Source organism: Oricola indica (assembly GCF_019966595.1).
In the GTDB taxonomy this organism is placed as follows: Bacteria; Pseudomonadota; Alphaproteobacteria; order Rhizobiales; family Rhizobiaceae; genus Oricola; species Oricola indica.
In genome coordinates this window covers 203406-218349 of record NZ_JAINFJ010000004.1, presented here as the reverse complement: position 1 = coordinate 218349, position 14944 = coordinate 203406, and the positions used below count along the sequence as shown (strand labels likewise).

Sequence of the window (14944 nt, the reverse complement as noted above, 5' to 3'; positions counted from 1 at the left end):
GACAGAGAAGGGAGAGCGCCATGCCGCGTTTGTTTGCCGCCCTTGAAATTCCGCACACTGCGGCGATGTCCCTTTCACTGTTGCGAGGCGGTCTTCCGGGCGCCCGCTGGATCGATACCGAGAATTACCATCTGACGCTGCGCTTCATCGGCGATGTCGAGCACCACATGGCCGACGAGGTCGCCCATGCGCTGGACAGGGTGCGGCGCTACGAGTTCAAGCTCGGTCTTTCCGGGTTGGGCGTCTTCGGCGGAAAGAAGCCGAGGGCACTGTTCGCGACACCCACGGCCTCGCCCGACGTCATCGAGCTGCAGGCCGAAATCGAACGTATCTGCCAGCGTTTGCGCCTGCCGGCCGACCCTCGCAAATTCACGCCGCATGTCACCATTGCCAGGCTGCGCAATACGCCGCCGGAGGTCATTGCGCGCTATCTTTCCAGCCGGGGCAATTTTTTCGTACCGCCGTTCACGGTCGGCCGTTTCGTGCTGATGTCGTCGAAGGAATCGGTTGGCGGCGGTCCCTACATCGTCGAGGAAAGCTATCCGCTGACCCCGCGCATGTCGGCGCCAAGCTTCTCGAACAGCGAACCCGCAGCAGCCCGGATCATCCGGTAGACCTCTTCGAACCCGTCATCGCCTCCGTAATAGGGGTCTGGCACGTCGCGCGGCGTGCCTGTGGAAAAATCATGGAATTCGGCGATCCGGGCGCGGCTCGAGGCGGGCGCCATCGCCGTCAGGTTCGCCACATTCGACCGATCCATCCCGAGGATGAGGTCGAAACGGTCGAAATCGGAACGCGCCACCTTTCGGGCGCGCAGCCCCGAGAGGTCGATGCCGTGACGCCGGCCGACTTCGACAGAACGCGGATCGGGCGGATTGCCGACATGCCATGCGCCCGTTCCGGCGGAATCGATTTCGAAGCGGTGGGCCGCGCCGGCGGTTTCGACAATGTCGCGAAAGACGGCTTCCGCCAGGGGCGAGCGGCATATGTTGCCGAGGCAGACGAAGAGGATCGACTTTCGGTTTTCGTGCGTCATGTGTAACCCGAAGCAGAAAAGGAGGCCGCCATGTCAAAACCCAAACTGGATGCCGATGCAATTGCCGCCGGGCTGGAAAAACTCGAAGGCTGGACCGCGAGCGAAGACGGCAACGCGATTCACCGCAAGTTCAAATTTGCGAACTTTCGCAAGGCGTTCGCCTTCATGAGCGAGATGGCGATGGTCGCAGAGAAGATGAACCACCATCCGGAGTGGTTCAATGTCTACAACCGGGTCGAAGTCACGCTGACGACGCATGATTCGGGCGGCGTGACCGAACTGGATCTTTCCCTCGCCGAGGCGATGAACAAGGCCGTCGCTTGAAGCATCGGACGGAAAATCCCACATTGTACCCATGACTGGAACCGGTAACGGCATGGACGAGGCGCGGATCGGCGAGATTCTGGAACCGGGCTCCGAAGAGGAGCAGGGCCGGCGCGAGAAGCGCGTGCGCGAACGATTCTGGGCAACCGCGAAGAAGGCGGCGCGGCGCGTTCCCTACATGGACGAGGTCGTCGCGGCCTATTTCTGCGCGCTTGACCCGAAGACGCCGGCCAAGGTGCGCGGCACGCTGCTGGCGGCGCTCGCCTATTTCATCCTGCCGATCGACATCATTCCCGATTTCATCCTGTCGATCGGTTTCGGCGACGACGTCGCCGTGCTGATGGCCGCGATCGGCGCGGTTCGCGGCAGCATCACGGATGCGCATCGCCTCGCGGCCCGCCATGCGCTCGCCGATCACGACATCGACACGCCGGCGGACGATGACAAGCCGACAATCGACCTCTGACACGTCAAACGCTTCCGAAACCCGAACGATCGCCATTCTCGACGCGGCCTATGGCACAGGCTTCGCCGCTGGCGCATGCGTCCTGATCGATGATGTCGCGTCGGTTGCGCCACTTGCCACGCGGCTGATCGTCTTGGCGCATGAGGCCGCGGATTATCGTCCCGGTGAGTTCTACAAGCGCGAACTGCCGGTGCTGCTTGCCCTGCTCGACGGGTCGGATGCGCCGGATCTGATCATCATCGACGGTTATGTGCATCTCGGCGCCGACGGCCGTCCCGGTCTCGGCGCGCACCTGCATGCGGCGCTTGGCGGGCGTGTTTCGGTCATCGGCGCGGCCAAGACCCCATTTCGCGGCGACGACTGGTCGTCGTCTGTCCTGCGTGGGCAAAGCACGCGCCCTCTGCATGTAACGGCTGCCGGAATGGAGGGTGGTGACGCGGCGCGGATCGTCCGATCCCTGCACGGCGCGCACCGTATCCCGGCCATGTGCAAGCTCGCCGACAAATTGGCGCGCGAAGCGCTTGCCGATGCCTCGGCGAAGGCCGCCGATCCGGCATAGATCCGCGCCTACGGATCGATGTCGATCAGTTCGTCTGCCGATATCGTCTTGCGCAGGCGTCCGAAAGCCAGCCGGATGCGCGATTTCACCGTTCCGAGCGGCAGCCCGGTCTCCTCGGACAATTCGCTGTGCGACATGCCGAGATAGAACGCCTTGCGGACCAGTTCGAGCTGCTCGGCCGGCAGTTCGTCCAGCGCCGCGCGCACCCGCTCGTCGCGCCTCTCCGCGTCGAGCATCGCGTCGGCGGGCTCGGGTTCCTCGGGGCGGAATACCGGATCGTCGGGATCGAGCAGGTCTGACCGGTCTCGGCGCACGAGATCGATCCTGCGATTGCGTGCGATGCGAAACAGCCATGTGCCGAGAGAGGATTTCGCCGGATCGAACAGGGTCGCCTTGTGCCAAAGCACCATCATCACCTCCTGGGTGATTTCCTCGGCCTGCCCGGAATCGAGCGAGAGGCGGCGCAGATAGGCATTGATGCGCGGCGCGAAATAGTCGAACAGCTCGGCGAATGCCGACTGGTCCCGGGTCTCCGCAATTGCGCGGGCGAGCGATGCGAAATGCTGGTGCTGCGCGTTCGTCATGCGGTTGCCGGTATGCCGGGACCTCTCTTATCGGACATGGTCAAAGGGGATTTTGCCCCGGGACGATGATAGTTCCGTGACGTCGCTCGTGTCATCCGCTTTGGGAAACAAAGTCAAACTGTTGCCTCTTTCAGGGCACATTTCTCGTGCGTTGGGACAACGTGTCGCGAGGCCGAGGACGTTGTGACGGAAATCGATAAACTCATTTGCGTTTCGTTCACAGTTTGGTAACCCTGCTTCATCCAGATTGGGCTGGCCAAATCCTCAAGTTTCATGCGTGACCGATACGAACCGGTAGGGAATATGTTCATCCACACGAAAGCTATTGCGGGATTGATGGCGGCTGGAATGGTTGCGGCAAGCGCAGCCGGCGCCTGGGCGCAAACGCCGACGCGAATCGGCGATTACAACGACTGGAGCGCTTTCAGCTACAATTCCGGCGGCTCGAAAGTCTGCTACACGCTCTCCGTTCCGATCCCCGGATCCGAGAAGCCAAGCGGCGTCAATCACGGCACCAATTTCTTCATCGTCACCCAGAGGACGAATCAGAACGTCTCCTATGAGCCGCAGTTCATGGCTGACTACAGTCTGCAGGACGCCTCCAAGGTGACCGTGACGATCGGCGACCAGAGTTTCACCTTCTTCACGAAGGAAAAATCGGCCTGGGCGGAGAATGCCGCACAGGAGCCGGCGCTGGTTGCCGCGATGAAGGCGGGCTCGAAGATGACCGTGACGGCGACATCCGCACGCGGCACGAATACGAGCTACGATTATTCGCTGTCCGGCGTGACCGCGTCGCTCAACGCCATTCAAAACTGCAACTGACGGTTTTTGTCATCCGTTGCGGATGGATGCCGGGCATGACCCGGCTCTCGCCGTTTGCGGTGGCGTGACGCGGCGTGCGGAGTGTGTTATTGCGCGCGCTTCTTGAGACATGACGGATTGACCATGGGCGTTTCCATCGACCTGACCGAAAAGGCTGCGCGCGACCTGCATGGCGCGCGGGCTTCCGCAGCGCCGGCCGAAAAGCCGACGCTGATCGGCTTGACGCGTCCGCAGCTGGCGGAGGCCCTGAAGGACGCGGGCGTGCCGGAGCGGCAGGTGCGCATGCGCGTGCAGCAGATGTGGCACTGGCTCTATGTACGCGGCGTTTCCGACTTCGACGACATGACCAACGTCTCGAAAGATCTTCGTGCGCTGCTCAGGGAACGGTTCTCCATCGCGCGGCCGGAAATCGTCGAGGAGCAGATTTCCAATGACGGCACGCGCAAGTGGCTGCTGCGCTTTCCGCCGCGCGGCGCCGGCCGGCCCGTCGAGGTCGAAACGGTCTACATTCCGGAAGAAGGACGCGGCACGCTGTGCGTCTCGAGCCAGGTCGGCTGCACGCTGACCTGCACCTTCTGCCATACCGGCACGCAGCGGCTGGTGCGCAACCTGACATCGGAGGAAATCGTCTCCCAGGTGCTGCTGGCGCGCGACCGGCTTGGCGATTTTCCGGACCGGGACACGCCGCAGGGCGCGATCGTTCCCTCGGAAGGCCGCAAGGTCTCCAACATCGTCATGATGGGCATGGGCGAGCCGCTCTATAATTACGACAATGTCCGCGACGCGCTGCTGGTTTTCGCCGATGGCGACGGACTTTCGCTGTCCAAGCGGCGCATCACGCTTTCGACCTCGGGCGTTGTGCCGGGGATCGTCAAGATCGGCGAGGAGACCGGCGTCATGCTGGCGATCTCGCTGCACGCGACCAACGACGAACTGCGCGACGTACTGGTGCCGATCAACAAGAAGTACCCGCTCAAAGACCTGCTCGACGCCTGCCGGGCCTATCCCGGCTTGTCGAACGCGCGCCGCATCACCTTCGAATATGTTATGCTCAAGGGCGTCAATGACAGCCTCGCCGACGCGAAGGACCTGGTGCGGCTGCTGAAGGGCATCCCCGCGAAGATCAACCTGATCCCGTTCAACAAATGGCCGGGCTCGGCCTATGAATGTTCCGATTGGGAAGAGATCGAGAAATTCGCCGATTTCATCAACGCCAACGGCTATGCCTCACCGATCCGTACGCCGCGCGGACAGGACATCCTGGCTGCCTGCGGCCAGCTGAAATCCGCGTCCGAGCGCATGAAGAAGACCGAGCGTCTGGCCTATGAGGCGATGATGATCGCCGGGCATGGCGACTGATCTCAACGCGCCTGCGTGAACAGGATCTTCACCGCGAAGGCGGAGAAGACGCTTGCCATCAGCCAGTCGATCACGCGCGTGACGACAGGTTTCCGCCTCAACGTTTCGGACATCCAGCCCGCCGCCAGCACCATTGCGGAGGTGATCGGCACCGCGATGACGATGAACATCGCGCCGAGGAAGAAGAACTTGCCTGTCGCATGCGGATCGCCCGTCGCGACGAATTGCGGCAGGAACGTCATGAAGAACAGGATGATCTTCGGGTTGAGCAGGTTGATCCCGACACCGGTCAGGAAGCTCGCGCCGACATGCGGCGCCTGCCGGCGTTCCGTCTTCATGGTCAGAGACGATCCCCTGCGGATGGCATCGATCGCCAGCCAGACGAGATAGCCGGCGCCGATAACCTTCAGCGCGGCAAAGGCGGCCGGCGCGGCGACGATCAGCGCCGACAGGCCGAGCGCGACCATCGCGGTGTGCACGACTATCCCCGCATAGGCGCCGAACATGCAGGCGAAGCCCGCCGCGCGGCCCTGGCTCAGCGTGCGCGACAGGAACAGCGTCATATCGGGGCCCGGCGTGATCGCCAGGACGATCGCGGCGACCGAGAAGGCGGCCAGGGTCGGCCAATCGGGAATGAAGGCGGGCATTGCGCGTCTGAAGTCCTCGGCGGATCGCTCTTGAAGGTCGAAACGCACCATGCCACAGGGAACGTCAACCCAACAGAGGCCCCGACATCTTGACTGCCCCGAAATCCGACAATCCGTTCGGACGACTGGCCGACCCGCTTGTCGCCACCGTCCTCGCGGCATCCTGGCTGCTGCTGCTGTTGCGCTTCCGGTTGGCACCGGAGATCGACCTGGCGGTTGCGGGCTGGTTCTTCGACGCGGAAGCCTGTGCGGCGAGCGTGGCACCCAACGGCCGGAGTTGCGGGGGATTCCTCTACGCCGAATCCGGATTTTTCGGTTTGATCCGGGAGATACTGCATCCGTTGGCGGCGATTCTCGGGATCGTCATGCTGATCGTCGTTGCGGTCGATATCCGGAAGGGCCGGCGGTGGCGCAATCCCGGTATTCGCATGAAGGTGGTGCTTCTCGCCACCCTGATCCTCGGGCCGGGTCTGATCGTCAATGGCATTCTGAAAGCCTATTGGGGCCGGCCCCGGCCAAGGGTGACGGAGGATTTCGGCGGAACGCTGCCTTTCGTCGAAGCGGGCAGTATCACCGATTACTGCAGTGCGAACTGCTCCTTCGTATCCGGCGAGGCGGCCGCGGCCGGGTGGCTGATGTGCATCGCGCTCCTTTTCGCGGTGCATCGCCACCGATGGGCGGCAATCGTGGTCGGAGCGGTGTCGGTGTTCATGGCCGGTCTGCGCGTCGCATTCGGGGCGCACTACTTGTCGGATGCCGTGCTCGGTTTCCTGATGACGGTGGCGATTTTCTCGATCCTGGCCGCCATTTCGGAAGCACGCGAGCGCCGCAGGGCCTGATCGGGCGCAAAGCGCTTGCGCGACGCCGCAAACGCAATATGGTGCGCGCGATTTCCCCGATCCGTTATCACTGGACAAGAACAGACATGAGTGCCGTACACAAAGACGTCAAGAAAGTCGTGCTCGCCTATTCCGGCGGGCTCGATACCTCCATCATCCTGAAATGGCTGCAGACCGAATTCGGCGCCGAGGTGGTGACCTTCACCGCCGATCTCGGACAGGGCGACGAGCTGGAGCCGGCACGCAAGAAGGCCGAGATGCTCGGCATCAAGGAAATCTACATCGAGGATGTCCGCGAGGAGTTCATCCGCGATTTCGTCTTTCCGATGTTCCGCGCCAACACTGTCTATGAGGGCGTTTACCTGCTCGGCACGTCCATCGCGCGGCCGCTGATCTCCAAGCGTCTCGTCGAGATCGCCGAGGAAACCGGCGCGGACGCCATCGCGCATGGCGCGACCGGCAAGGGCAACGACCAGGTTCGCTTCGAATTGTCGGCCTATGCGCTCAACCCGGATATCAAGGTGATCGCGCCGTGGCGCGACTGGGCGTTCAAGTCGCGAACCGACCTGATCAACTTCGCGCAGGACCACCAGATCCCGGTGCCGAAGGACAAGCATGGCGAGGCGCCGTTCTCGGTCGACGCGAACATGCTGCACTCGTCGTCCGAGGGCAAGGTGCTCGAGGATCCCTGGGAAGAGGCGCCGGAATACGTCCACATGCGCACCGTCTCGCCGATGGACGCACCCGACCAGCCCACCGATATCGAGATCGAGTTCAAGAACGGCGACGCCGTGGCGTTGAACGGCAAGGCGATGAGCCCGGCGACCTTGTTCGCCGCCCTGAACGATCTCGGCCGCGACAACGGCATCGGCCGTATCGATCTCGTCGAGAACCGCTTCGTCGGCATGAAGTCGCGCGGCGTCTACGAGACGCCGGGTGGCACTATTCTCCTGCATGCCCATAGGGCGATGGAATCGATCACGCTCGACCGCGGCGCGATGCATCTGAAGGACGAGTTGATGCCGCGCTACGCGGAGTTGATCTATAACGGCTTCTGGTTCTCGCCCGAGCGCGAAATGCTGCAGGCCGCGATCGATCATTCCCAGAAGGACGTCGAGGGCACGGTGCGGCTGAAGCTCTACAAGGGCAATGTCATCACCACCGGCCGCAAGTCGCCGAAGTCGCTCTATTCGGAGGAACTCGTCACGTTCGAGGACGATCACGGCGCCTACGACCAGAAGGACGCAGCGGGCTTCATCCGTCTCAATGCGCTTCGCCTCCGCACGCTCGCCGCGCGCAATCGCAAGGGCTGAGCCGCATCACTACGCAGCGGGCGCGGTGATCTCGTCCTGCATCCGCTGCGTTTCGTCTTCCTCGCGCCGTGCCTTTGCGGTGACGCGGGAGAACAGGAGATAGGTGAAGAAACTCGTCATCCCCATTGTCGGGATGACGATCGTGATCGACAGCACGGGATCTCCGATCAACGTGCCGGTCACACCACCGGTGAAACCCGACCCGATCTGGAAGAAACCGACCATGGCGGAGGCCTGTCCAGCGATATGGGGAAAGGGGCGCATGCCGGCCATCAGCATGTACGGCATCATCATCGCCACGCCGAAAGAGCAGATCGCGACCGGTACCATGATCGTCAACAGGGCCGGTCCGACAAGGTTCGGAACGATCGCCAGGGAAATGCTTCCCGTCAGGATCATGATAAAGCCGGGCAGGACCGCCTGACGGGGTGTGATCCAGCGCATGAGCAGCCGGAATGCCACGGACCCGGTCATGAAGGCGCCGGACTGGAACAGCATGGACAAGCCGAACTGGGTCGGCGTCAGGCCGACGACGTCGATCAGGACAAAGGGCAGGATCGTCGCCAGCGCATAGAAAATCCCGACGCCGCAGGCCACTGCGACGGATGCGGTCATGAACTCGGCATTGGAAAGCAACTGACCGTAGGATCGCGCGATCCTGAGCGGCCGGAGGCGTGACAGGTCGGGCACGATCGTTTCGCGCAGGGCAAAGAGCCCGATGGCCGCAATCGCGAAGCCGAACATCGCCATCATCACGAAGACGGAGTGCCATCCCGTCAAGCCGATCATGACGCCGCCGATCGCGGGCGACATGGCCGGCGCGATCGCCAGGATGATTCCGACGAGATTGAGAATGCGCGCGCCACGGTCGCCGGGATAAAGATCGCGTATGATCGCGCGCGATACGGTTACGCCGATCGCCGCGCCGATGCCCTGGACCAGCCTTGCGGCCATGAGGATCTCGACCGACGGCGCGAGGACGGCTCCGAGGCTTCCGAGGATATAGATGGAAATGAATACCAGGGTCGAGGACCGCCGGCCGAATGCGTCGGCGATCGGGCCGGCGAAAAGCTGCGAGAAGGCGAAACCGGCGAAATAGGCCGTGAGCGTGGCCTTGATCACGCCCGGCGTGCTGTCGAAGGCCCTGACAAGTTCGGGCATGGCGGGGGTGTAGAGCGCCATCGATGTCGGACCGAGAGCGACCAGGGCGGAGGCGATCAGCGTGGTCCGGCGCACGCTCATGACGGGCTCGGTCATTGGTCCGCCTCGTCGTCGTCAAGAGGTGTCGAGAGTTGGCGGGCAAGGTTGGAGCGGGCGCGGCGAAGCGCCGCCATCAGCGTTTCGCGTTCCGCCGGGTCCAGCCCGTCCAGCGTCTGCTCACGCATGCCGGCGGCCTGCTCGACGACTGCGTCAATCAACTGCCTTGCCGTGTCGGTTGTCCGGACCTTTTTCGCGCGCCGGTCGTCCGGATCGGTTTCGCGCACGACAAGGCCCTGTTTTTCCAGCCGGTCGATATAGCTGCACGCGGTCATCGGCTCGACGCCCATGCGTTCGGCGATCTGTGTCTGCCGGCGGCCTTCCCGGGCGGCGATGTGAAGCAGCGTGCGGGCCTCGCCCGGCGTGATGCCGAGGCTGGCGGCGGCGATGCGGCGTTCCAGCATGGCGCGCGACATGCGCGCGATGTCGGTCACTATGAAGCCGAATGCATCCGGATCGACCAAGGGGCGGCTTTCGTAAGCGAGAAAGATAATAAGGCAGGCTTAGTATATTGCGTCGCGCTGTCAAGCGCCGATTTCGCGCCAGTCGGCGCTTGCACCCGTTCCGGGGCCCCTCTACAGCTTTGAAAACAGGCGGGGCGGACGGGATCGAACAGTGGCGGTGAAGGGGACAGGCAGGGCGACTGTGGCGGCCGAAGGCGTCGTGCCGAATGCCGCGTCGTACACGGTGCGTGTCCGCCGTCTCTCGTTTTTCCTGGCGCTCGTTGCGGTGGTGCTGGCCGTGGCCGGTACATGGTTCTGGATCGAACGCGAGCGCGAACCGGTCACACTGGCGGTCGCGACCGGGCCGCTTGGCTCCGACACCTACAATCTGATGCGAGAGGTGGCCGACGTCGTGGCGCGGCACTCCGAGACGGTGCGGCTCGACATTCGCGCCTCGCGCGATTCCTCGGAGAATATCGCGCGTCTCAACACCCACGATGTGGATCTGGCGGTGATCCGGTCGGATACGCCGGTCGTTTCGGACGTGCGTGTGATCGCACGGCTGTTTCCGGATCTTTTCCAGATCATCGTGCGCGGCGATACGGCGATCCGCGCGGTGACCGACCTGGCGTCGGGCTCGGTGTCCATCCCGCAATTCGGCACCGACGCCTTCCGGTCCTTCTGGGTTCTGGGCGATCACTACGACCTGCCGATCGACCGGTTCGACTGGCGCGCCGAACCTTTTGAAAAAGGGGCGCAGCGATTGCTCGCGGGCGATGTGGATGCGCTCTTCACGATCCGGTCGTTGCGCGATTTCGATCTGATCCGCCTGTTCGAGGATGCGCAGCTGAAGTCGATATCGTTGCGCTATGTGCCGGTCGGACAGGCGGAGGCGATCGCGCTGAAACGGCCGTTCCTGACGGCCGGCGTGATACCGCAGGGCGCCTTCACGGGCGCGACGCCGGTGCCGTCTCGCGATACGCCTACGGCGGCGGTCGACCGCATTCTCGTCACGCGGACCGGAGTGGACGCGGAGGCGATCCGTGAGGTGACGCGGATCCTGTTCGAATACCGGCTCGACCTGACGATCCGCTTCGCGCTGGCATCGGCGATTGCCGCGCCCGACACGGATGCCGGGCTCAGCGTGCCGCTGCATGAGGGCGCGCAATCCTTCTATAATCGCGACCAGCCCGGTTTCCTGCAGGAAAACGCCGAGCCGCTGGCGCTTCTCGTAACCGTGCTGACCCTGATCGTCTCGGCGTTGCTGGCGTTGCGTTCGCGTTTCGTCGCGAACCAGAAAAACCGGGCGGATACCTATAACTACCAGTTGCTGGAAATACAGAAGCATGCCGAGGATGCCGCCGATCCGGTCGAGCTGCGGCGGCTGAAGCAGGAACTCAATGCCGTGTTGGAAACCGTCGTGGTCGCGCTCGACACGGATGCGGTCACCGACGAGGGTTTCCAGTCCTTCTCCCTCCTGTGGGATGCGGTGCGCGAGACGATCAACGACCGAATGGTCGAATTGTCGAGAACGCGGCGCCCGGCAACACGCCATTGACGGTTAGGGGCCCTTCTGACCTTGGCAAGACGGGCCGCACCGCCTAGCTGATAGGCGACACGCCATCACTCGAAGGACCCGCCATGACCGCCTCTTCCGCCGCCCTGACCGACTGGACCGGACCTTACGGCCTGCCCGATTTTACGGCAATCAGGGACGAGGATTTCGAACCGGCGATCCGCGACGCCTTCGCGGTGCATCTCGACGAGATCGCGGCGATCGCCGCCGACCCGTCCGAACCGAGTTTCGAAAACACGATCGAGGCGCTGGAGAAAGCGGGCGAGGCCCTCTCGAGAGTGTCTGCCATCTTCTTCAACCGCGCCGGGTCGCACACCAATGACACGATCCGCGCCACCGAGCGGACCGTTTCGCCGCTATATGCCCGTCATCGCACCGAGATCGCCATGAACGGTCCGCTGTTCGAGCGGGTCGATGCGCTCTGGCAGATGCGCGACGACCTCGGGCTCTCGACCGAGCAGATGCGCGTGCTCGAGCGGCGCTGGAAGGGCTTCGTGCGCTCGGGCGCGGCGTTGGCCGGCGATGACCGGACCCGTTACGCGGCCATCACCGAGCGGCTGGCGACGCTCGGCACTCAGTTCGGCCAGAACGTGCTCAAGGATGAATCCGACTGGATGCTTCTGCTCGAAAGCGAAGACGATCTCGCCGGCCTGCCGGAGTGGCTGGTCGATGCGCTTGCTTCGGTCGCCGAGGAACGCGGCCATCCCGGGAAGCATGCCGTCTCCCTGTCGCGTTCGATCGCCGACCCCTTCCTGACATGGTCTTCGCGGCGCGACCTGCGCGAAACGGTCTACAAGGCGTGGCTGGCTCGCGGTGAAAACGGCGGCGAGACCGACAATGGCGAGGTCATCGCCGAAACGCTTAAGCTGCGCCAGGAACAGGCGTCGCTGCTCGGCTATGCGACCTATGCCGCCTACAAGCTCGACGACACGATGGCGAAGACGCCGGACAATGTCGGCCAGTTGCTCGACACGGTCTGGGAAAAGGCGGTCGCGCGGGCGAACGAGGAAGCCGGCGATATCGCCGAGCTGATCGTTGCGGAAGGACACAACTACCAGCCGGCGAAATGGGATTGGCGCCATTACGCGGAAAAGATCCGCCAGCAGCGCTTCGATTTCTCCGACGACGAGGTGAAGCCCTATATGCGGCTCGACAAGATGATCGAGGCCGCCTTTGCCGTGGCGACCCGGCTTTTCGGCATCACCTTCGAGGAAATTCCGGACGTGCCGCTCTACCATCCGGATGCGCGGCTGTGGCGGGCGAAGAACCCGGACGGATCGCACCGGGCGCTGTTCATCGGCGATTATTTCGCGCGGCCCTCCAAGCGTTCCGGCGCGTGGATGAGCGGGCTGCAGTCGCAGTCGAAACTGCTCGGCGAGACGCCGATCATTCTCAACACGATGAATTTCGCCAAGCCGCCCAAGGGCAAGCCGGCGTTTCTCTCCTTCGACGACGCACGCACGCTGTTTCACGAATTCGGCCACGCGCTGCACGGCATGCTGTCCGACGTGACCTATCCGTCGGTCTCCGGCACCTCTGTTTCACGCGACTTCGTGGAACTGCCGTCGCAGCTCTACGAGCACTGGCTGACCGTGCCCGAAGTGCTGAACACCTACGCGCTCCATTACGATACCGGAGAACCGATGCCGAAGGAGCTGCTGGACAAGGTACTGGCGGCGCAGACCTTCAATGCCGGCTTTGAGACGGTGGAATACACCGCCTCCGCGCTGGTCGACATGGCCTATCATGCGCGGCCCGATGCACCGGAAAAGCCGCTCGATTTCGAGGCGAAGGTGCTCGCCGACATCAGTATCCCCGACGCCATCGCGATGCGGCACCGCTCGCCGCATTTCCAGCACATCTTCGCCGGCGACGGCTATGCGGCGGGCTACTATTCCTACATGTGGTCGGAAGTGATGGACGCCGACGCTTTCGCGGCCTTCGAGGAGACCGGCGATCCATTCAATGCCGAGATCGCCGAGAAGCTGAAGACCCACATCTATTCGTCCGGCGGCACTGTCGATCCGGAGGACGCCTATACGGCGTTCCGCGGTCGCCTGCCGACACCGGACGCGATGCTGAAGGGGCGGGGTCTGATCTGACCCGCCGGTCGGCGCATCCGAAAATTATCGGGTTCCCGGCTTCTCCTTTTCGTGAACCGCAGCTATAGGACGGCGAGGGCCTCGGGCGCCCGCCGCCTGCGGACGAAAGTCACGGTGAAGTCCCGCCAGTTGTAGCCACTGACCCTCGAAGCGTTTCGAAGGTGGGCAATGCAGGCTCCCATCATGCGCGAAACGCCTCTTGCGGGGAGTGTGCCATGCCGACTGAATTTTCGTCCGAAAACCGGTTTCTGACCGCGCCGACCGGGCGGCTCTTTGCCGCCAACGCGCTGCCGATGCTGCTGATCATGACCATGAGCGGCCTGCTGAATGTCGTCGATGCGGCCTTTCTCGGCCATTTCGTCGGCGCGGACGCGCTGACCGCCGTCAGCATCGTCTTTCCGGCGGTGATGATAACCATAGCGCTCTCGACGCTCGTCAGCGGCGGTATGTCGAGCCTGCTGGCGCGACGCCTCGGCGCCGCCTCTCGCGACGGCGCGGCGGCGGTCTTTGCTCACGCGCACGGTCTGTCGCTCTTTGTCTCCCTGTTGCTGATCGCGACCTTCGCAATCGGCGGGCGTGTCGCGGTCGAGCGGCTCTCGGGCGGCGAGGCCAATGTCGCCGGCATGGCTTACACCTATCTGTCGATCATGATTTTCGCGACGCCGGTGCAATTCCTGCTTGGCGTCCACGCGGATGCATGGCGCAACGAGGGCCGGGCAGGGCTGATGGCGGCGATGTCGGTCGGCGTAACGCTGGCCAATATCGCGCTCAACTACGTTCTGATCGTTATGCTGGACTTTGGCGTCGCCGGTTCGGCATGGGGAACCGTCCTGGCGCAGTCGTTCGGGCTTGCGCTGCTCGTCGGCATCCGGCTGCGTGGTGACGACTTCCTTCCGCTCTCGTCGCTTCTCGCACATCGCTGGACCGGGCAATGGCGCGAGATGCTGTCACTCGGCGCGCCGCTCAGCCTCAGCTTCATCGGCATCGCGCTGGTTTCGGCAACGGTGATCGCGACGCTGCGCCTGACTGCGGGAGAGGGCTATTCCGATACCGTTGCGGCCTATGGCATCGTGACGCGCATTCTCAGCTTCGCCTTCATGCCGCTCATGGCGATCTCGCTGGCGATGCAGGCCATCGTCGGCAACAATGTGGGCGCAGGGCTCTTCCGGCGCTCGGACGCTGCGTTGCGCCTCGCGGTCATGGTGTCATTCGCCTATTGCCTTGGGCTGGAGCTGCTGTTCATCGGCTTGAGCGAGCATATCGGCGCGCTGTTCGTCGGCTCCGACGCGGTCGTCACGAGGACGGGGGCCATCCTGCGCCCGATGGTGTCGTTCTATCTCTTTTCGGGCCCCGTTCTGGTGCTCGCGCTCTACTTCCAGGCCGCCGGCCGGCCGCGCCGTGCCGCGTTGCTGACGCTGGTGCGGCCGTATTTGCTGGTCCCTGTCCTGATATTCGCATTGACAGCGACATGGGGGACGCAGGCGCTGTGGTTCGCATTTCCCGCCGGCGATGCGGCGGTCGCGCTGATAGCGGGGCTGATTGCGTTTGACGGGTTGAAAGGCAGCCGGGCGGGAACGGGCTTCGGACTCCTGCCGGCAGCCGATCGGGTGTGAG

16 protein-coding genes are annotated in these 14944 nt (G+C 63.6%); 11 read left to right on the top strand and 5 right to left on the bottom strand.

From position 1 onward, the window contains the following. Nucleotides 1-20: 20 nt before the first annotated feature. Nucleotides 21-614 (top strand): RNA 2',3'-cyclic phosphodiesterase, encoded by a 594-nt coding sequence (gene thpR, locus LC343_RS12680; protein ID WP_223477508.1) that lies wholly within the window; start codon nt 21-23, stop codon nt 612-614. Here thpR and LC343_RS12675 read toward each other — a convergent pair. Next, on the bottom strand, nt 539-1036 hold the full coding sequence (locus LC343_RS12675) for a low molecular weight protein-tyrosine-phosphatase (RefSeq protein WP_223477507.1): 498 nt from the start codon (nt 1034-1036) through the stop codon (nt 539-541). The genes thpR and LC343_RS12675 overlap by 76 nt on opposite strands. A 30-nt stretch (nt 1037-1066) precedes the next feature. Here LC343_RS12675 and LC343_RS12670 point away from each other — a divergent pair, with 30 nt between their 5' ends. Genes LC343_RS12670 through LC343_RS12660 form a run of 3 tightly spaced genes read left to right on the top strand, consistent with a single transcriptional unit; the run spans nt 1067 to nt 2385 of the window. Then, complete coding sequence (locus tag LC343_RS12670) at nt 1067-1360, top strand: 4a-hydroxytetrahydrobiopterin dehydratase (protein ID WP_223477506.1); 294 nt, start codon at nt 1067-1069, stop codon at nt 1358-1360. Nucleotides 1361-1412: 52 nt separating this feature from the next. Further along, nucleotides 1413-1826 (top strand): YkvA family protein, encoded by a 414-nt coding sequence (locus LC343_RS12665; RefSeq protein WP_223477707.1) that lies wholly within the window; start codon nt 1413-1415, stop codon nt 1824-1826. After that, on the top strand, nt 1801-2385 hold the full coding sequence (locus LC343_RS12660; protein WP_223477505.1) for an endonuclease V: 585 nt from the start codon (nt 1801-1803) through the stop codon (nt 2383-2385). The genes LC343_RS12665 and LC343_RS12660 overlap by 26 nt, the downstream gene beginning before the upstream one ends. A gap of 8 nt (nt 2386-2393) precedes the next feature. On the opposite strand, the gene LC343_RS12655 is transcribed toward LC343_RS12660, so the two are convergent. Next, nucleotides 2394-2969: a sigma-70 family RNA polymerase sigma factor gene (locus tag LC343_RS12655; RefSeq protein WP_223477504.1), complete on the bottom strand. Its 576-nt coding sequence runs from the start codon at nt 2967-2969 to the stop codon at nt 2394-2396. A 303-nt stretch (nt 2970-3272) separates the two neighbouring features. Between LC343_RS12655 and LC343_RS12650 the strand changes: the two genes are divergently transcribed. Continuing rightward, complete coding sequence (locus LC343_RS12650) at nt 3273-3794, top strand: invasion associated locus B family protein (protein ID WP_223477503.1); 522 nt, start codon at nt 3273-3275, stop codon at nt 3792-3794. 123 nt (nt 3795-3917) lie between these two features. Beyond that, nucleotides 3918-5153 carry a dual-specificity RNA methyltransferase RlmN gene (gene rlmN / locus LC343_RS12645; RefSeq protein WP_223477502.1) on the top strand — a complete coding sequence of 412 codons (1236 nt, stop codon included), beginning with the start codon at nt 3918-3920 and terminating at the stop codon, nt 5151-5153. 2 nt (nt 5154-5155) lie between these two features. Here rlmN and LC343_RS12640 read toward each other — a convergent pair whose 3' ends face one another. Beyond that, nucleotides 5156-5800, bottom strand: coding sequence for a LysE family translocator (locus tag LC343_RS12640; RefSeq protein WP_223477501.1), 645 nt, complete (start codon nt 5798-5800; stop codon nt 5156-5158). A gap of 89 nt (nt 5801-5889) precedes the next feature. Here LC343_RS12640 and LC343_RS12635 point away from each other — a divergent pair, with 89 nt between their 5' ends. Further along, on the top strand, nt 5890-6639 hold the full coding sequence (locus tag LC343_RS12635) for a phosphatase PAP2 family protein (protein WP_223477500.1): 750 nt from the start codon (nt 5890-5892) through the stop codon (nt 6637-6639). An 86-nt stretch (nt 6640-6725) separates the two neighbouring features. After that, the gene (locus LC343_RS12630; protein ID WP_223477499.1) at nt 6726-7952 is read left to right on the top strand and encodes an argininosuccinate synthase; all 1227 of its coding nucleotides are present in this window, start codon (nt 6726-6728) and stop codon (nt 7950-7952) included. Nucleotides 7953-7961: 9 nt separating this feature from the next. Here the strand turns inward: LC343_RS12630 and LC343_RS12625 are convergent, their stop codons facing one another. Together LC343_RS12625 and LC343_RS12620 are read right to left on the bottom strand one after the other, a co-directional pair. Then, on the bottom strand, nt 7962-9209 hold the full coding sequence (locus tag LC343_RS12625) for a multidrug effflux MFS transporter (protein ID WP_223477498.1): 1248 nt from the start codon (nt 9207-9209) through the stop codon (nt 7962-7964). Next, entirely contained in the window at nt 9206-9673 is a 468-nt protein-coding gene (locus tag LC343_RS12620; RefSeq protein WP_223477497.1) for a MarR family winged helix-turn-helix transcriptional regulator, read from the bottom strand. Before LC343_RS12620 ends, LC343_RS12625 begins: the two co-directional genes overlap by 4 nt. Before the next feature lie 151 nt (nt 9674-9824). Here LC343_RS12620 and LC343_RS12615 point away from each other — a divergent pair, with 151 nt between their 5' ends. The 3 genes from LC343_RS12615 to LC343_RS12605 all read left to right on the top strand — a co-directional run bounded on the left by LC343_RS12615 (nt 9825) and on the right by LC343_RS12605 (nt 14943). Further along, complete coding sequence (locus LC343_RS12615; RefSeq protein WP_223477496.1) at nt 9825-11210, top strand: TAXI family TRAP transporter solute-binding subunit; 1386 nt, start codon at nt 9825-9827, stop codon at nt 11208-11210. A gap of 83 nt (nt 11211-11293) precedes the next feature. After that, nucleotides 11294-13330 (top strand): M3 family metallopeptidase, encoded by a 2037-nt coding sequence (locus LC343_RS12610; RefSeq protein WP_223477495.1) that lies wholly within the window; start codon nt 11294-11296, stop codon nt 13328-13330. 215 nt (nt 13331-13545) lie between these two features. Beyond that, a complete protein-coding gene (locus LC343_RS12605; RefSeq protein ID WP_223477494.1) occupies nt 13546-14943 on the top strand; it encodes an MATE family efflux transporter in 1398 nt (465 codons plus the stop codon). The last annotated feature ends 1 nt before the right edge of the window (nt 14944 follow it).